This window comes from Paenibacillus sp. FSL P2-0089 (assembly GCF_038595095.1).
GTDB lineage: Bacteria > Bacillota > Bacilli > Paenibacillales > Paenibacillaceae > Paenibacillus_AQ > Paenibacillus_AQ silagei.
The window spans coordinates 830,807-849,244 of record NZ_CP152006.1 but is presented as its reverse complement, the minus strand read 5'-3'; the positions used below and the strand labels follow the sequence as shown (position 1 = coordinate 849,244).

General features: G+C 52.6%; 15 protein-coding genes, 1 pseudogene and 1 riboswitch. Of the genes and pseudogenes, 2 read left to right on the top strand and 14 right to left on the bottom strand.

Annotation, left to right across the window (positions count from 1 at the left end):
• Positions 1-8 precede the first annotated feature (8 nt).
• From NST69_RS03455 to NST69_RS03425, 7 genes and pseudogenes are all read right to left on the bottom strand, one after another.
• Positions 9-386 carry a PLDc N-terminal domain-containing protein gene (locus NST69_RS03455; protein ID WP_342548494.1) on the bottom strand — a complete coding sequence of 126 codons (378 nt, stop codon included), beginning with the start codon at positions 384-386 and terminating at the stop codon, positions 9-11.
• Positions 364-684, bottom strand: a complete 321-nt coding sequence (locus NST69_RS03450) for a hypothetical protein (RefSeq protein ID WP_342548493.1) — start codon at positions 682-684, stop codon at positions 364-366. The genes NST69_RS03455 and NST69_RS03450 overlap by 23 nt, the downstream gene beginning before the upstream one ends.
• Positions 685-1,239 carry an RNA polymerase sigma factor gene (locus tag NST69_RS03445; protein ID WP_342548492.1) on the bottom strand — a complete coding sequence of 185 codons (555 nt, stop codon included), beginning with the start codon at positions 1,237-1,239 and terminating at the stop codon, positions 685-687. It abuts the gene before it with no gap.
• Between the two features lie 474 nt (positions 1,240-1,713).
• Positions 1,714-1,785 (bottom strand): annotated as a pseudogene (locus NST69_RS03440) (oligopeptide transporter permease oppC); the annotation flags it as partial.
• A 400-nt stretch (positions 1,786-2,185) separates the two neighbouring features.
• Positions 2,186-3,151, bottom strand: a complete 966-nt coding sequence (locus NST69_RS03435) for a WYL domain-containing protein (protein ID WP_342548491.1) — start codon at positions 3,149-3,151, stop codon at positions 2,186-2,188.
• A 233-nt stretch (positions 3,152-3,384) separates the two neighbouring features.
• Positions 3,385-4,068 (bottom strand): hypothetical protein, encoded by a 684-nt coding sequence (locus NST69_RS03430; protein WP_342548490.1) that lies wholly within the window; start codon positions 4,066-4,068, stop codon positions 3,385-3,387.
• A 187-nt stretch (positions 4,069-4,255) separates the two neighbouring features.
• The gene (locus NST69_RS03425; RefSeq protein WP_209879442.1) at positions 4,256-4,942 is read right to left on the bottom strand and encodes a M50 family metallopeptidase; all 687 of its coding nucleotides are present in this window, start codon (positions 4,940-4,942) and stop codon (positions 4,256-4,258) included.
• Between the two features lie 211 nt (positions 4,943-5,153).
• Here NST69_RS03425 and NST69_RS03420 point away from each other — a divergent pair, with 211 nt between their 5' ends.
• Positions 5,154-5,642 (top strand): hypothetical protein, encoded by a 489-nt coding sequence (locus tag NST69_RS03420; protein WP_036723118.1) that lies wholly within the window; start codon positions 5,154-5,156, stop codon positions 5,640-5,642.
• A gap of 12 nt (positions 5,643-5,654) precedes the next feature.
• Positions 5,655-6,359 carry an AIM24 family protein gene (locus NST69_RS03415; RefSeq protein WP_036723116.1) on the top strand — a complete coding sequence of 235 codons (705 nt, stop codon included), beginning with the start codon at positions 5,655-5,657 and terminating at the stop codon, positions 6,357-6,359.
• A 56-nt stretch (positions 6,360-6,415) separates the two neighbouring features.
• Here the strand turns inward: NST69_RS03415 and NST69_RS03410 are convergent, their stop codons facing one another.
• The 7 genes from NST69_RS03410 to NST69_RS03380 form a co-directional block, all read right to left on the bottom strand.
• Positions 6,416-6,871 (bottom strand): Dps family protein, encoded by a 456-nt coding sequence (locus tag NST69_RS03410; RefSeq protein WP_342548489.1) that lies wholly within the window; start codon positions 6,869-6,871, stop codon positions 6,416-6,418.
• 247 nt (positions 6,872-7,118) lie between these two features.
• Complete coding sequence (locus NST69_RS03405) at positions 7,119-8,597, bottom strand: potassium/proton antiporter (protein WP_339312941.1); 1,479 nt, start codon at positions 8,595-8,597, stop codon at positions 7,119-7,121.
• 129 nt (positions 8,598-8,726) lie between these two features.
• The gene (locus tag NST69_RS03400; protein WP_342550067.1) at positions 8,727-11,279 is read right to left on the bottom strand and encodes a discoidin domain-containing protein; all 2,553 of its coding nucleotides are present in this window, start codon (positions 11,277-11,279) and stop codon (positions 8,727-8,729) included.
• Positions 11,280-11,487: 208 nt separating this feature from the next.
• A complete protein-coding gene (locus NST69_RS03395; protein ID WP_342548488.1) occupies positions 11,488-13,008 on the bottom strand; it encodes a glycosyl hydrolase in 1,521 nt (506 codons plus the stop codon).
• Positions 13,009-13,200: 192 nt separating this feature from the next.
• Complete coding sequence (locus NST69_RS03390; RefSeq protein WP_342548487.1) at positions 13,201-15,537, bottom strand: PA14 domain-containing protein; 2,337 nt, start codon at positions 15,535-15,537, stop codon at positions 13,201-13,203.
• A 14-nt stretch (positions 15,538-15,551) separates the two neighbouring features.
• Positions 15,552-15,632: riboswitch (cyclic di-GMP riboswitch) on the bottom strand.
• 137 nt (positions 15,633-15,769) lie between these two features.
• A complete protein-coding gene (locus NST69_RS03385; protein ID WP_342548486.1) occupies positions 15,770-17,143 on the bottom strand; it encodes a sugar phosphate nucleotidyltransferase in 1,374 nt (457 codons plus the stop codon).
• An 820-nt stretch (positions 17,144-17,963) separates the two neighbouring features.
• A complete protein-coding gene (locus tag NST69_RS03380; protein WP_342548485.1) occupies positions 17,964-18,404 on the bottom strand; it encodes a hypothetical protein in 441 nt (146 codons plus the stop codon).
• Positions 18,405-18,438: the final 34 nt, after the last annotated feature.

Here is an 18,438-nt window from a genome sequence, read left to right as displayed (position 1 = left end):
TCCCAGGTTTAGATTAGAAGGCCGCAGTGCGGACAACGGATACCCTCATTGCCTGCATTAGATGCTATGTGAATGTGATGCTGTTTCCTTGCCAGGAGATACAGAATCAGACCGATGAAATTAGGGATATAGATGACCGCAGTCACCCACAGCCAGGCATTCATCCGCCGCCGCGAGGCATCTTTATAAATGAATACCGCGATTAGCACATTCAGCCCCAGGAACAGCAGGGCCAACAGGCTTATCACGATGAGCCAGGTCAGATTCTCCTCCATAAACTCGCCCATATAGGGGCTTATAGCGTACCCCAGCGCAATACAGCTTACCAGGATGGTTGCTGTAAGCGCCCAAAAAACAAATTTCTCAACGGTTAAGTGAGCTTTCATAAGACCCTCTCCCGCCTCCCATAGTACTGTACAACAGCAATGTTCCGGCGACCATTGGAGACAGGATGAACAGCAGTCCCATGCTGATCTTCCATTGCATGGCAGCCGGACCGGCCAGGAAATACAATCCCAGCACCAGGAATACCAGCCATTGCAGGACCATTAAAATGGACAGTACACCCATGGTCCTGTGCCCTTGTATCCGCCGAATCGTATTAGAGACAAGCTCTGGTGATGGCGTGAGCGGCAGATTGAAATATTCCGTCAGCAGCCGGTCTTCGTCTCCGGACTCCTTCATTTAGTTCATCTCCTTCATTAGCTTGTGCAGCAGCTTCTTGCCATGATTTAATCGGGATTTGACAGTTCCGAGGGGAACTCCCAGCACCTCCGCTATGCCCTCATAGCTGAACTCCTCATAGTAATACAGCACGAGAGGGGCAAGGTAGCGTTTGGGCAGACTCCGCAGGCATTCCTCCAGGAACCGGTGCTCCTCATGCCGCAGCAGATCCTCTTCTGCCAGTGGAGCCGGGTCTCTAATATGTATAAGCTCCGCATCCGAGGACAACCAGGTCCAAAGGGAATACACGCTTTTCCACTTCCGGTAGCGGTCACGGTACATGTTGAAGGCCACCTGGAACAGCCAAGGCTTAAAGGGACGCTCCGCATCATACTTCTCCAGCTTGCGGAGCACACGTACCCATACCTCCTGAAACAAATCCTCCGCATCCTGCCGGTTCAAGGTAAGATGGCGGCAGAACCGGTATAAATCATCCCTATACCTGACAATGAGAAGCTCAAGATGCTCCTGTTGACCGGACTTGCATCCTTCAACGAGCTGTTTGTCGGTCATCATCTGTTCTCCGCCCACCCTTTCAACCTACATTACGAAGCGTTTCAGATATTGTTCGAAAATTCACAAAGTTATTTTTGGGAAAAATAGGGCTTCGTTTCACAGAACGCTGAGAAACGAATCTCCCATTCGGGAACCACGTTGGGCTAATTTTGAACTAAGGTTTAGCCCTGACCCGAGGACAGGAGGGGGTTGGCTTAATTGTATTTTGTACAACTAAAATATCCTGTTCATAAACCTTTCCACGTTTAGTTGTATTTCGTACATTTAAAAGGCAGCCTTCTCCCGTTTATCAGCTAATTGGGCAGCTTTAGTTGTACAGAATACAGTTAGAAGATGAAACTATGCCTTTTGGCTGCTTTTAAGTGTACATTCTGCAACTAACACAGGAAACCACCTTCTGTTAAAATAAAGAGCTGCCCCAAGCAGCCATTGATATGGCTTGGGACAGCCCTTGCTAATACCTTCTATTCAGATTCAATTCTTCATCCGCGGGTCCAGCACATCCCGCAGGCCGTCGCCCATCAGGTTGGAGCCGAGGACGGTCAACCCTTGGCCCGGACCAGCCGGCCATAGGTGGGAATGTTGACGATGACAATCGCGTAGAGCACCATCCACTGCCGGAACCTCACCGCGGTCCGTTAAAAAGTGGGTATGCAGGTTTTCAATGCTCAGAATCGGCTGGATCAAGTCTCTCCCTCTTTTCTGTTAAAAATTGAACGAAGGTCAAATGACTGCTCAGGAAAACTATTTAAAAAGTTAGATATATTAACCAATACCTAACATAATAAGTAATATAATTAACTTTAAATACATATTACTGTTATTTAATGTATAACTTTACTATGGATGTCCTATCTAGGCAAGGAAAATTTGTACATATAACTAACCCTATGAATTTTATATGAATATATTAGAGCATAAAAGTGTGAGGAAAATATACCTGCAGTTATTTGTACAGCGACAGCCACTTCTCCAGTTGTTGCTTCAGCACATCCCGGTAATATAGCGGCTCCATAATCTCAGCCTCTTCCTTGTATTTCATAATCCAATGAACGAAGCCGATATCCTGCTCCACAGCGACCTTGAAATGCAGGCTGCGGTTCTGGCGGTCCACCCTGCTCGGCTTCACAAACATCTCCTCCTGCTTCAGCCGTTCCATCATCCGCTGCGAGAATTTGACTCTGAATTCAACCTGCAGGCTGTCCTGTTCCAGGGACCACTTCTGCTCCATGAAGGACTGCAGATCGAACTGGTCTTTGGAGAACCACCTGTCCAGCGGATTGACACTGGAGAAGCCGTTAATATGAAAGGTACGGATGATCCCGAAGCGGTGACAGAAACCAATCAGGTGAAAACGATTCTCTAGCGGGACCAGGCAATAGGGATCAATCCGGATACCTTTTTCTTCGTAGGCATTCTCACTATAGTCAGCCTGTATGCTTCTCTGCTTCATTACGGCATCCAGAATGTCGGTCAGAAAGAGGGGCTGGTCTCCCTGAGATCTGCTACTTTCCGTCCAGTTTGGTCCGGCTTCCTTTTTCGTACGCTCCATTGTTTCTTCCCTTTCTGCCTTTTGCTTATAACCTGCCGCCATCACTTTCTCGTATGCGTCTTCAAAGCCCGGGGGCAGCAAAGGTTTGATCTCCGCCATAATACTGCGCAACTGTGAAAAAGCCTCTTCTTCCTCTTCTGACCAATCCAAGGGGTACAGCGCGAAATTACCGATAAAAGCATACCCCTTGCCATGTCCCATATGAGTAATGGGGATATGCATGGCACTGAGCGCATCCATATCCCGATAAATCGTTCTCTCGCTGTTGCCGCATCGTTCCGCCAGCTCACGGGCCAGAATTCCCGGTTTGGCTTGAACTAGCGTAATGATGCGCATCAGCCGGATCAATCGGTCTGTCATATTCAGTTCTCCTTGACTTATGGTAAAATAGACCCATTATTTTTAAATAAACTAGTTATATATATCTATAACCAAGGATGTAATAACCGAGATAAGAAAATATAATAGAACTATTTTACTATGTTACCACATTTAGATATTACGCATTTCTTAATCTGCTCCGCCCGGTGTGATTCTATATTTGAGCCCTATGTATGGGTAATTCCTATTCTATCTACGCAGCTTCCCAGCAATTATCTCATTCCTATCCTGCTGAGCGGCAGATGCTCTGCCTCCAGTCTTTTATACAGCGCTTCCGCTTCTCTGAGCAGCTGCATATCCCCGGAACGGGCAGCCATCAGGAGTAGTTGATCGGCCTGCCTGCGAAGAATATCTGCGGGTACCTCAGGCTTGTTCTTCATCCGGGCCTCCTGGGCTTCCGCGATTAGCGACTCTGTCTGCAGCAGCACCAGATGCTTCTCCACATGGAAGCAGGAGCCTGCCCCCAGCAGGCCGGTATGATGGGAATATTCGATTCCCAGCTTCTTGAGCGGCAGCTCGCGGATACGTTCCACCGTAGGCTGCTTGTATTGCCATTGCAGCCAGAGGGCTTCATGTATGCCTGCAGGCATACCAGCCATCATGAATTCCAGGGCGATGTACCTGCGCTGCCCGGAATGGATTTTGCCAAGCTTCAGGAGCAGTGACCTCCCCTCTCCTTCTTCTGCACTACAGCCGTAACATCCTGTTACCTTGACATGACTTTCGAGCCAGACACGCAGCTCAATATCCCGGGCTACCACCTTGCGGCTCTTCTTGCGGGAATCCTCCCCTTGTAGCGCTCCCTTCCACTCCACGAGCAGCACTATTTTCTTGGCACCGCCTGCCAAAATACGCTCCTGGCTCCATGTAAACAACGTCTGAATACTTGCTTGCATATTTCCACCTCTTTCTTAATTTGGGTCTTCTATTAATGTACCAATATTGGCGGACAACTCCTTGTCATGGAATGTATGTTCGGTCCTATAATATCGACAAAAAAAGAGCCAACCTACCCCAAAAGGTGATTGCCTCTTTATGAAAGTCTATTCTTTTGTCAAAATATGACGAACAAAGTTTTACGCATTACATCAATCGGACCCGTCTGCCCGCCTTCTCATGCCGGAAGAACAGCCCAAGGGCCCAGGTTGCACACAGCAATGCGAAGAGGAAGAACAGGAGTGACCACACTGGGGCCGGTAAAATGGTCAATCTGGCCAGATTCGCCGCGTCCCCTGCCCGGGAAGGCGTCACGACGGAAGCATAGACCAGGAATAAGGTCCCCATCACAGACTCCTCCAGGGTCAGGAACGCAAGAAACAGATAGTACACCTTGCTGACCTTCGGCCAGAGGAACAGCATCGCAGCATTCAGCAGAATGAAGCCGCTCAGCCAGATCATCCCGAAGCCGCCCCGTACATACAGCACAAGCATAATCAGCGCGACCAGGCTGGTCAGAACAAGCCCCCATTCCCGCTTATCTCTACTATAGAAATAGAAGAGCAGCAACGCGAACAGTGAAGCCAGAGGATAACCCGCCAGCGACACCAGGATCGCCTTGCCTCCGGCAGCAATCGCCGAATAGGTCACACCGCTGTGATCAGAATACAGCTCAATGCGCAGCACATTGCCGGAGAGCAGCAGAGTCATCAGCGCGTGGCCGAATTCATGGAACATGGTATCCAGATTACGGAATAAGGAGGAGAACGGAATAAACCGGGTCAACAGGGCGGAGCCCGCCAGGAACAACAGTGTTTTGAGCCATCTATTCATTGAATACAGCCCCTTTCCGTTCACAGTATACGTTAATTTGCAGTTACACTCAATATTATGGAAACCATCCCTGCCTTAACGCTGTATTACCTCTTGGTTCTCTCCATAGACACAAAGGGTAATTATGCCTACAGTCGCCCGGGTTGTTCAAACAGCAAGCAGCTATGATAAAATAGGAGGACAATTAGCTCTAACAGGTGGTGATCAGCTTATGAAAAGACGGGTAACAGGAGTGATGCTGAGGCTGCTGGGTTCTTCCCTGCTTATGCTTGGCCTTACTCTCACTTGGCCTGCCCCCCAGGCCAAGGCCAATTATCTGAATGATATATACAATGGAATACAGAGCTTCTCGGAGCTTCCCGGAGAAGTCACCAAGCTGCAGGAGAGTTACCAGAAGACTGCAGAAGAGCTTCAGCAGACGAAGGAGGATCTCGGTGAAGCCAAGGAGCAGCTGACGGACAGCCTGCAGCAAATGCAGACGTATCAGTCCCAGAATGCTGCCCTGCAGGAGCAGAACCGCCAGCTCAGCCAGGTCGTGGACGAACTGAAGAATGACCGCACGGCGAGAGAGAACTACTTCAACCGGATCAAGGTGACGGTCATCTCCGGGATTGCTCTTCTGCTGGGCTACTTCCTGTTGATCCGGGTGCTGCGCTTCACGATGCGGTACCGCTCTAGAAGAAGCGACCGGCTGCGTTAAGGAGGATGAAGAATGAACATTGACATTCAGGATGAAGGCGACAGCGGCAGCGGACAGGCGGTTGCTTTTACTGTTCAGGAGAACGAGGAGGTCCATGTGCTGCATCCGCAGCAGATTATTGCTTACCAGGGCCCTTCGGCGGGACGGGCCGACCGGTTCATGGATGTGAAGGGCATGTACCGCAAGCGCAAGCTGATCCGGGCGGATCTGACCGGCCCTTGCCGGTTCACAGCCGCGCTGCCGCCCGGCTACCGGGTCAAGACCATCCAGCTCGACAGCAAAAGCGATCTGCTCTACGACTTCAGGCACCTCTTCTTCTACAGCAAGGGCGTCACGATGCAGACGAGAGTGCTGAGCATGAAGAATATGCTGATTACCCGGGATATCGTCAAGGTCAAATTCTCCGGCCGCGGCAGCATCGGCATTCTGACGGAGGGCACGGTCTGCGAAGCCGAGCTGCATCCCTTCGATCCGCTCTATGTCGATGCCGGCAGTATTATCGCTTATCCCGAGAATGCCAAGCTTGAGCTGACGGTGTACGGCAACCATCTCGCCAGCCAGCATATGAGCTATCACTGGAAGATGACCGGCCACGGGCCTGTGCTGTTCCAGGCCGGACGCCAGAGCAGACGCTTCGAGCGCGACAATAATGAAGACGGTATTATCAAACGCTTCCTGCGGGAAGCCCTGCCCTTCGGCGGTGTATTTATTAAGTAAGTAAAGAGCGCCCGCAGGTATAACGCGGGCGCTCTTCTATATGTCCTATGCCGGAATTACGCAAGGTAAGCGTTCAGCATCCAGGCTGTCTTCTCTACACTTGTCCGGATGCCAATCAGCAGATCGGCGGTAGGCTGGTCGCTGGCCTCCTCTGCGCTAGTAATGCCCTGCTTCAGCTCTTCAGCTACGGCAGCGAAGTCTTGAACCAGCTGTGCCACCATTTCCTTGGCGCTCTCACCGCCGGCAGCTTCCTTCAAGCTGGAGAGCTTCAGGTACTCTGCCATCGTAGAAGCAGGACGTCCGCCGATGGCAAGCAGCCGCTCAGCCAGCTCATCCACATAACCCGCAGCTTCATTGTACAGCTCTTCGAATTTCGCATGCAGGGTGAAGAATTGGGTTCCGCTGACATACCAGTGGTAGTGATGCAGCTTCACTCCCAGCAACGTCCAGTTCGCGGTCTGACGGTTCAGAACAGCATGCAATGCAGTGTGGCTGTTAACTTGTGTACTCATTTAAATAACCTCCCGGAATGTGTATTCTACAATACATTGTATTTAGACTCGTTCTAAATCTATATACAATTTAACACACTTTTTACTGTATTGCAATCTAATGTCCCGCATCCTTGATGTACTGCACATTCTAGCACTCCTCCGGGAGGCTATCCTATAATTTGAATCACAATTCTGCAAAAGCATATGGATTGACATAAATCACCCGAACCGGAAGAGAAGCTTACATCCTCCCGTAGGATGTCCCTTATACCGTAGGGATATCCGTCTCTGCCGCCCGTCCCAGTCCGCTGCGGAAGATGGCACGCATCTCCTCCCGCTTACTCTTGGGGCTAAGCACATATACCGTATCTCCGGGCTCAATCACCGTGCTGCCATGCGGCGTCACGATGGTCTTGTTCCGTATAATGGCCGTGAACAGAATATCGTCCGGCAGACCGATCTCTGCTATCTGCATGCCGGATATCGCCATCTGCCGGTCGATTCCGATATGATTGAATTCGGAATCAGTCTTCCCTAGCGCGACAAGCTCCATCAAGGATGGCTGGGACGCATGCTCCCGGCCCACCAGCCTCAGCCGCGAGGCCAGGGGTGAAATGGTTGTTCCCTGAATCACTGCCGAGGTCAGAACAACGAAGAATACGACATTGAAGAACAGCCTGCCATGCGGCAGCCCCGCGAGCAGCGGGTAGGTCGCCAGGACAATCGGGACGGCTCCCCGGAGCCCGGCCCAGGAGATCAGTGTCTTTTCACGGAAGGAGAACCGGGACAATAGCAGGCTGAGGAATACGCCGAGCGGCCTAGCTAGGGCCATCAGAATCACGGACAGCAGCAGCCCCTGCCAGGCCACAGCCGCCAGCTCCTGCGGGAAAACCAGCATCCCGAGCAGAATGAACATGGCAATCTGCATCATCCAGGCAAAGCCATGACTGAAATTCATAATGGTGCGGTGGTACATCAGCTCGGAATTCCCCAGCACCAGCCCCATGACATAGACAGCTAGCAATCCGCTGCTGTGTACCATAGCCGAAACCCCGTAAGTCAGAACTGCGAAGCCGACCGCCATGACTGGATACAATCCGGTGGAGTCCAGATTAATCCGGTTAATCAGGTACACCGCCAGCTTGCCGATGATGATCCCGACCAGCAGCCCTACCCCCATCTCCCAGAAGAACGACAGCACCAGACGCAAGACTGCGGTATCCGGGTGCTGCACCCATTCAATCAGTGACACAGTAAGGAATACAGCCATCGGATCATTGCTGCCGGATTCGGCTTCAAGCGTCGAGGTTAGCCGTTTGTCGATATTTTTGCCGCCCAGCACGGAGAATACCGCCGCTGCATCTGTGGAGCCGACAATGGCCCCGAACAGGAAGCTCTCCGCCCAGGGCACTCCAAGTATAAATTTGGCAAAAACACCGACGATCACCGCAGTCAGCAGCACTCCGAGAGTAGCCAGCGACAACGCCGGCTTCAGAATCGGGCGAATATCCTTCATGCTCGTCTGCATCCCGCCCTCAAACAGAATCACCACCAGGGCAAAAATGCCGGCAATCTGCGTGAGCGAAGCATTGTTGAAATAAATGAAATGGCTGAGTACCATGCCGGCTGCAATAAACAGGACCAGAGCAGGCATGCCAAAACGGGTGGAGAATTTGGTGGAGAGCACGGCGATCAGCAGCAAAGCCGCCAGCAGCAGGATGATTTGATCTGCAAGATGAGTCATGAACCGGTTCACACCTTCCCCGGAGCCGGGTATCCGCCTTAGCCCCATGTATTTTATAGTATGTGTATGATTCTGAGACAGAAAAAAACCCCGGTGGGCTGAATTCCACGGAGGTTATTATGCCGTCCTTCATTCTCTTGAATACACCTGCAGCTCCTGAATGGACCAGTAGTTGCCGCCGGAGCCTGTCTGGGTAATCTTGATATGCCGGGTCTTGACCGGGGCAAACGTAATCTTGGTCTTCTCCAGCTGGCCTTTGCCCACTGCGACCTGTCTCCAGCTCTTGGCATCCTCCGATACGTGGACAGTGTAGCCGCGCGGATAGTCATATGGCGATAAAGGGTAATCCATATCTATAGCTTCTACCGTATGTTCTGCGCCCAGATCAATCTGGAAGTACTCCCCCGAAGCCTGATGCTTGACCGTATCCCAGCGGGTCCGCCGGTCTCCGTCAATGGCACCTGCCGGATTGGAAGCCTCCTTACTCACACTGGACGTCACCTTCCAGCCTGCCCGGTCCAGCGGGACAAGTCCGGTTGCTGTAATCTGTGTCTTCTCTGACATCACACCAGAGCCGGACACTCTTACAGCATAAGTATAAAGTGTGCCTTCCTTCAGCTTGCTGTCGTTGTACTCGGTTCCCTTCACTGCTGTAGCGATGACCTTCAGCTTCTCGTCCGGGCCGTCCGCCCGGAGCACTTCATAGCTTGCTCCGGGGGCTTCCAGCCAGTTCAGATGCATCGATAATCCTTTGACAGCAGTCGCCTTCAGGCCCTGAGGCGCCATATCCGCCACCTCAGAGGAAGGCTCCAGAATGTACTGCACGCCTTCTCCCGGAGCCAGCGTCTCCGTGAATTCCAGCTCCGGCGAAGCAGCCCTGCCGGTTACATAGCTGCGGGCCTCCTCATAAGTATCGCCCTTGCCGAACCGTTCTCCTTCGTACTCCGTTTTCTTCGGCATAGTGACCTTGACCTTAACGGTCTGCTCCGTCTTCTCGAAATTGACGAAGTTCACCAGCACCTTGTTGGAGGTCGCCTTGCTGCCCGCCAGCGGCTCAAGCGTGGAGGTGTCCACTGCTCTTACGTAGACCAGCTTATCCTTCAGCTCCTCCTTATTGCTGATCTGGTAGGTCAGCGGAGTGCCGTGTGTAGCATAAGCCAGATCCAGCCTGCGCATGATACTGACGCGGGATTCTTCCCCTTCCTTGGTGTAGTAGATCTCTGTAGCCGCCGGATCATGATCCTCCAGATTGAAGCCGTATTTGAACAGGCTGAAATTCTTGAAGAAGGCGGCATGCTGCACGAACATCTCGGCATAGCCGATATGTGCCCGCATAATCCGGTCGAACACCGCTGAGGTCCGCTCCTTGGCCCCATATTGATACGCGTCCACATGGGAGTCCGAGGTGCCGAACTCGGTGGCGAGCATTTTTTTGCTAAGGCCGTCTACCGAGCCCCCGAAGGTCTTCAGGTTCTCCGTGAAGCTCCCGCCCTGTCCGAAAATATAGGAATCCCCATAAGAATGGCCATTCGTCAGATCCGTTACCGCTTCAAGCTCATCGCGCTGCTTCGGATCGCGTTCCCAGCCGTCCGGGTCTCCGCACTGCTTCACCGGACCCTTCTGGTTGCCGCACGAGTCTTCGCTGTAGCCCGGCCAGTAGGCCCATCCGGGTGCAACCGTCTGCAGATGCGGGGCGATCGTCTTACCCTTGCTGTTCAGCCACTCGGCTATGGCCAGATTGACCGCTTTGGAACGGTTGAACAGGCCCGGTTCGTTATCCACCTCGTAATACTGGAAGTACGGGCTGTACTTCTGGAAATAATCCGTCAGCTTCTTCTCCGCATCCTCTGGCAGCGTTCCGTCCGCCTTCAGCTTGATATCGCCTGTGTACAGATAGAGCGCTACGGCCTGCATATTGTAATCCTTCAGGACCTTGTAGTACTCCTCCATATTCTCACACGAGCGGCCTACATCGCTGGCACAGCTGGTCCGCATGATATTGCCGCTATAGGCTACACCCAGCCACTTCATAATATAGGGCAGATGGGTAACCGCCCCCTCGTCAAAATAAAACTGCTTGTTATTCACCACCGTCCCCGTCAGCGTATAGCTGCCGTGAATCGGCTCCTTAATCGGAGACTTCAGCGCCTCCAGACTGAGATTATCCCATGTCCACCAGTTGTACTTATCCTCAGCCTCTGAGGAATAGATTCCTCTGGCCGTCCGCAGCGTCAGCTCGTTGGTGCCGCTGATGAGCTGCTCTTTGGGAATGTACAGCTCATAGGTTTTGCGGAAGTCGTATTTGCTGCCTGTTCCGGCAATCCCGGCGATCTGAATGATGCCTGAGAGCTGACGGTTGGAGAACACGCTCATCTGGGGAACGGATTTGTAAGCATCGATAATGCTCACGCGAAATAAGACCCCGTGCTCCGGGATCTTATCCAGCTCATACTGAATCCGCAGCTCCGGGTTGGTCTCCCCGTGCAGGCCGGAGGGCAGTGACTTCAGCTCTGCCGACCTGGCAGTGGTTGAAGCTATGCTGAGTGTCTTCTTCACCCCGCTTGACCCTGCCGCCTTGAACTCACCGGCAGAGCCGTCATGCTTGCCAAGCTTCCATAGAACAGTTCCTTCCGGCATCTCAGGACCGGCATCCTTGGCCGCCGACAATGAAGACAGATCCACATCATCTTCACCGTCCTTCGTCCCGTAATCTCCGAAGACAGAGACGGACAACAGAATCAAGATGATCAGTGCTGCAAATTTTAGTAGCCTGTGGAGATATTTACTGGGTTTCTTTTGAACTCTAGTCCTCATTCCCTTGTCCTCGCTTTCTTCCGGAATTCTATGCTGTACCTGGTTTACGTCACACTTCGTCTTCCGCGGAGCTTCCTTAAGGAAGCGTCAGCGCGCTCTGGGGAATAATCATCTGCTTCTGGCTCTGGCTCCTCCACATCAGACTGACGCTGGCATCCCCGCGGTTCTCGTAATACTCCACCTTGATGGCGTAGGGGGTACCCGCAGAGAGCGTGATGCTGCCCTCCTTGCTCGCACTGCTCTGGTTCTTCCAGCTGTCGATCAGGAGCTTGCCGCCGATCCATACGCGGATGCCGTCATCCGAAGAAGCGGTGAACGTATACTTTTCACTGTAGAGAGGCTTAAGGGTCCCGGTCCAGCGTACCGAGAATGCATCCTTGGGAAGGCCTGGAGCTGGTGAATTGCCATGCCAGTTGAATTGAAGGGTGCTGTCGTTACGGGTATGCAGCGGTGTGCCGGACAGGTCCATATTGCCATAATACTGGCCTCTCAGGCCGTTCCTTGAGCTTACAGCCGCCGCATGCGTTTTGGCACCCGCCGCGAGCTTGTAATCCTCCCGTGATACCGTGTATTTATGGTTCATGAAGCTTTGAATTTTCACGGTCGGGTTATTCTCAACCAGCATCTTGCCCCATGTCATCGTATATACCCATTTGCTTTGTTTTTGAGACATGATGACAGGGTCTGGAAGCTCTCCGCTCTCCCCGATTCCGATCGGTTTGCCGCCCGCCAGCTTCAGGAGGCTGTCATAATAAGACTGCTTGAAATCATTGTCATAAATGTCGGCGGCCAGAATATCCACCTTGGCGATGCCGGGAAAATAGGCGGCGTACGGCTCAGACGACTTGTTGGGAGCATTCGGATTCCATACCCACAGCAGATTATTCAGCTTATGCGTATTCACCATGCGGTCATAGACCAGGTCCCAGAGCTTCGCGAAGTCATCCTTCTGCCCCCACCAGAACCAGCCGCCGTTCATCTCATGATAGGGCCGCCATAACACCGGAACTCCGGCATCGCGCAGCTCGCCCAGATACTTGGCCACTTCATCCAGCTCAGCGACCAGGGCTTTGTACTGCGGCGTTCCGGGAGTGACATACAGCTTGAATTGACTCTGGCTCAGCGGCTTCTGCACATTGGTCCATACCGGCGCGGTTCCCGGCAGATTCTGATGGAAGGTCATGGCGACAATACCGCCGCCCTCATGCCAACGGATGGCGCTGTCCACGACAGCCTGACGCTGCTTGGCAATGGTCTCCTTGGACTGGTTGCCTATGGCTCCCAGCTCATAGCCATGCAGAACGGCATAGCGGCCGGTTGTGGTGCGGAGCTTATTATTAAATTCATCGGGGCTCTCCAGGTAATCATGCTGGCCGGATATCATCCCCTTGCCGCTGAGATTACTGAGATAGCTTAACAGTGCGGAAGCCTCCTTGGAGGCCGAAGGATTAATGGGCTGTATGGGAGCGGGGGCGGCAGGTGCTGTAACCTTGGCGGCTGCGGGCAGACTGCGCCCTTCCCCCCATGGAAGCAATGAAAGGATAAGGATTAGAGGAAAAATAGTTGTATATAGCCTGTACTTACGGTAAGTGTTCAATGTAATCTCCTTTCTCCAGCCACACTCTCCGGCAGGGCCCCGGAGGTTACGCCTGCCGGATTGTCTGCCTTTCTATAGCTTAGTAGCCCTGCTGGTAAGCAGGGCCATTAAGAGTGGCTTACAGGATTTATAATTGTAACGTCTTAACCAGTAACAGCGCCAATGTTGAACACAGCTGCGGACCTTATGAGCTTACGAAGCGGACGGGAGGAACAACGCGCTTGCCGGAATGGTTCCTTTGGCCTGGCTTGGACTCTGCCACATCAGCCGCGCTTTTGCATCCCCTTGATTCTCATAATACTCTACCTGAATATCATACAGCTCGCCTGCGTTCAGGCTGATGCTGCCCATGCGTTCGGTGCCGCTCTGCTTCACCCAGCTGTCAATCACAAGCTCACCGTTCACCCGTACGCGGATACCGTCATCGGAAGTGGTGTAGATCTGATAAGTCTCCGTGTAGAGCGGCTTCATCTTCCCGCTCCAGCGGACAGAGAAGAAGTCTATGCCGATAGCGGCATCCGGCGTGCCTTGGCGCCAGTTGAAATCAAGCACAGCATCGGTACGCACTACAGCGGGTTCGCCCGATAGAGTCATATTATTGAAGTATTCCGCGTACAGCCCATTGGCAGCAGGAACTTCTACCGGCAGATCCGCCGGTGTTGCTGTAGGAGAAGGAACGGGAACCGCTGTCGGCGTAGGCACCGGTGTTGGCGTTGGTGTCGGTACTGGCGTCAGTGTTGGTGCTGGTGTTGGCATTGGTGTCGTTACTGGTGCCGGCGTTGCTGTCTGTGCTGGTGCTGCTGTCGCTGCTGGTACCGTTGTCGGTACTGCTGTTGCAGCTGGAGCAGGTATGGATGTGTTGCCTGCTCTGGAGAAAAGCGCACTTGCAGGTACGGTTCCCTTCACCTGGCTGGGGCTCTGCCACATCAGATGGACATTCGCATCGCCTGCATTCTCATAATACTCTACCTTAATATCGTACAGTTGCCCCGCAGTCAAGGCTATACTTCCTGTGCGGGCAGTTCCGCTCTGCTTGACCCAGCTGTCGATGACTGCTGTGCCGTTCACCCACAGGCGGATACCATCATCCGATGTAGTATAGAACTGATAGGTCTCGCTGTAAGCGGGCTTAATCTGGCCGGTCCAGCGGATCGAGAAGTAGTCTACACCGAGTGCAGCATTAGGAGTACCCTGGCGCCAATTGAAGCTGATGACATCATCGTTACGCACCATAACCGGTGTCCCCGAGAGCGTCATGTTCTTGAAGTATTCTCCAAGCAAGCCATTCTGGGCAGGCTTACTGTCCGTATCACCGGAGGTTGGGACCGGCTTCGGAATCGGCGCAACGGTTGGTGTTGCAGTCGGCGTTGGTGTCGGTGTTGCAGTCGGCGTTGGTGTTACAGTCGGCGTTGGTGTCGGTGTTGCAGTCGGCGTTGCGGTAGGCGTTGGCGTTACCGTTGGCTTAGGAGCCGCCGCCGGAGCAGACCAGGCCTTATATTGGTCACGGGTCAGTGTGTAGCTGTCATTCATGAAATTCTTGATTGTCGCCGTGCTGTTATTCTCATAGAGCATCTTGCCCCAGTTCATCATGAACACGTAATTCTGCTGAGTTAGCTTCAGCTTCGAGATGTTCGGCATTTCGCCGTTCTCGCCGATGCCGATCGGTTTGCCGCCAGCCAGGCTGGTCAGATCGTCATGATATTTATTCGAGTAGTCGTTATTATATATATCTGCTGCCAGTACATCCACTCTGTCCGCGCCCGGATAGGTCCGTGCATAGGGATCAGAGTTGGCATTCGGCGCATTCGGGTTCCATACCCAAATCAGATTATTTAACTGATGAACGTTCACGAACCGGTCATACATAATATTCCATAGTGCAGTGAAGTTGTCTTTCTTGCCCCACCAGAACCAGCCGCCGTTCATTTCATGGTACGGTCTCCAGAGGATCGGAACCTTAGCATCCCGCAGACTTTTCAGAGAGACAGCTACTTTATCCAGATCAGTGATCAGAGCATTATACTCTGGCGTGCCGGGGGTTACGTATTTGTTAAATTGCGCCTGAGTAATTGGCTTCTGCACATTGGACCATTCGTACTTGGTGCCCGGCAGACTCTGGTGGAAGGTCATGGCGACAATGCCGCCCGCTCTGGACCAGTTCGTTGCACTCCAGACGATATTTTTGCGTTGTGCAGCTACTCCGCTCTCGCTCTGTCCACCGATTGCTCCAAGCTCATACCCATGCAGTGCGGCGTATTGTCCGCTTGTTCCCTTCAGCTTGTTGCTCAGCTCATCCGGACTTTCGAAATAGTCATGCTGCCCTGTAATGATTCCGTTCCCGGAGATCTCATAGAGACTGTTCAGCAGCTTGACCGCCTCGGCTGAAGCATTAGGATTCACTGGTGCTCCTGTAGAGGAAGCAGCCTTGACAGTGGACGGGGCGATTCCCAGTCCCACGGGTACAGCAGACAATACCACGGCCAGCGACAGCACAGCGCAGAGCAAACGAGACTTACGGTAAGTTTTCACAATATTCTCTTCCTTTCGGTAGCCAGGCTGCCACTCTTGCGAAGGCCCTATAGCTTTGCGTCCCTATCTTTCGATTAGGTTTGCCATTGTCGTTTTGGAAGGATCAATCCCTCTTACCGTAAGTATCGTCGATATGCAAATTTAATGTAGAGTAAAAACAAATTTTGTCTGAAAAATAGTTCTAAATGCCTGATTTAAAATTGTAACAATTGGTTAAATAGATAAGTTAGACCTACGAAATGAACTGATGTAGAGCGATATCCTCCCAGTCCAGAGTAATACGGATATTGTCCTCCTCTACCAGCTCAGACCCTGTCTGCACCTCAATGAATTCCACATCGGTAAGAGCAAGAATGGCATGCTTGGTCCCTTCCGGTATCCGCACCACATCTCCCGCCCTCACCTTATGCATCTTCTCATTGATGACAATGCTGGCTTCCCCGCTGACGAAGGTCCAGATTTCACTGCGTTTGTGATGCAGCTGGTAGCTGATATTTTTGCCCTCATTGATGAAAATCCGCTTGGTCAGCACCTCGTTGCCTTCGTCATATTTCACATAATCGATTACCTTGTAGTGGCCCCAGCGGCGCTCTTCGTACATCGGTCTTTGTTCAAAAGTCTTCAGCACTTCCTTGATCCGCGGACTCTCGGCCTTGTGCGTCACCAGAATGCCGTCCGGGCTGGCGGCGATAATCAGATCCTTCGCCCCGATTACCGTGATTGGAATATCCAGCTCGTTAATGAGGCAGGTGCCTTCGGAGTCAGCGGTGATGAAGCCTTTGCCGACATGGTTACTGGTCATTTCCTCGGTCAGCGTATTCCAGGTGCCCAGGTCTTTCCAGAATCCGGCATAAGGCTGCACGACGATGTTCTCTTCTTTCTCCACCACTTCGTAATCGAAGCTAATCGAGGACAGCAGCTTATACTGCTTCTGCAGCTCCTCGTAATTGAGCGGCAGCCCTTTGCGCTGCAGGATATCCAGCAGGTAACCCAGACGGAAGGCGAACACTCCGCAGTTCCAGAGCGCCCCCTTGCCGATCAGCTCCTCGGCCTGCACACGGTCCGGCTTCTCCTGGAAGTGGCTCACCTGCAGGTAACCATTCGCTCCCGCATCTGCGCCCGTTGGAATAATGTAGCCGTATTTCTCCGAAGCATGCTCGGGAACTACGCCCATCAGCGCCAGGTTTGCCCCGCTCACCAGCATGGTGTTCTCCAGCTGCAGCACCGTTTCGAAAAAGGAGGATTCCACGTATGGGTCCACCGGCAGAATCGCCACGGTCTCGCTTGGGGACACCCCCGCGATGGAATACAGGTAGGCCGCCGTCAGCGCAATAGCCGGGAAGGTATCCCGCCGCTCCGGCTCTACAATGATCGGCACCTCGCTGCCGAGCTGGCTCTGGATCATCTCCACCTGGCTGCGCCCGGTCGCCAGATACGAGGACCCGGCCATGCCGTTCTCCTCCAGCTGTCTCCATACCCGTTGTACCATTGATTCCGGTTCACCTGCCGGGCTTGCCAGTACCTTCAGAAATTGCTTGGAGCGTGAATCATTGGACAACGGCCAGAGCCGCTTGCCGGAGCCGCCTGATAGAAGTACTAGTTTCATAGTGAACCCTCCATATCGTATTGTTATTGGGTATTTCTTGTTGCCGGAGCTGTGAGTTAAATCCCGCCTGTTATGAGGGTCGCTGCAAGGAATTTTGGGCTTACGGCCGCTGTTGTCTCCAGATGTTGTTGATTATATTGCTTGCAGCAGATAACATCCGGAGACAAAGGCGGACGCTAACGCTCCTACAGCTCCAAAATTCCTCTCCGCTCCATTTCATAACAGGCTTGTGATTTTATATCCGCTTCGCCCGCTGGCGAAGCTCCCGGCTAAAGATCCGATATTGCCGCTTGTTGTAGCGGCAAGGGGAGCCGGGCCGCCGCTATGCTTGCGCGGCAGCAGTTGAATCCTGGTTGCCGGCAGCCTGCCTTCACGACAATTGAATCCCTGGTTGCCGCCTACTGTTGCGGCGGAGAAAAATTCAAAGGCTCAGAGACTCAAAGACTCTTAAGTGCCGCTTGTTCCAAGGCGTCGCCGCTGACCTAGCGGCTGGAGAGAACAAGAGTATAGGGCAACAAAATCCAAGACAATGGAATTAAAGACCGGAATTCAAGACCTGGATTCAAGACTCTTGTGCCAAGGGCTCGCCGCACAAGTTCGCGGCGGCAGAAGCTAGTTAGTTAAGTACTAGGCACTAGTGCTCCTCATTTCCTCCATTTGGCCCATATCCGAGAAATCAGGTGCACTTATGCTCTTCATTTGCTCGTTTAGCCAACTTTCCCGGGATTCAGGGGCACTTGTGCTCTTCATTTGCTCCATTTGGCCCGCATCCGGGAAATCAGGGGCACTTGTGCTCCTCATTTGCTCCATTTAGGCAACTTTAAGCACCATCAGAGGGATTTATCTCCTTCATTTCATCGCTCAGCCCACTTTCGGCGCATTTAATGGGATTTATCCCTCTCATTTCGCCGTCCAGCCCGCTTTCGGCGCATTTAATAGGATTTATCCCTCTCATTTCGCCGTCCAGCCCGCTTTCGGCGCATTTAATAGGATTTATCCCTCTCATTTCGCCGTCCAGCCCACTTTCGGCGCTTTTAATGGGATTTATCCCTCTCATTTCGCCATCCAGCCCACTTTCGGCGCTTTTAATGGGATTTATCCCTCTCATTTCGCCATCCAGCCCACTTTCGGCGCATTCAATGGGATTTATCCCTCTCATTTCGCCGTCCAGCCCGCTTTCGGCGCATTTAATGGGATTTATCCCTCTCATTTCGCCGTCCAGCCCACTTTCGGCGCATTTAATGGGATTTATCCCTCTCATTTCGCCATCCAGCCCACTTTCGGCGCATTCAATG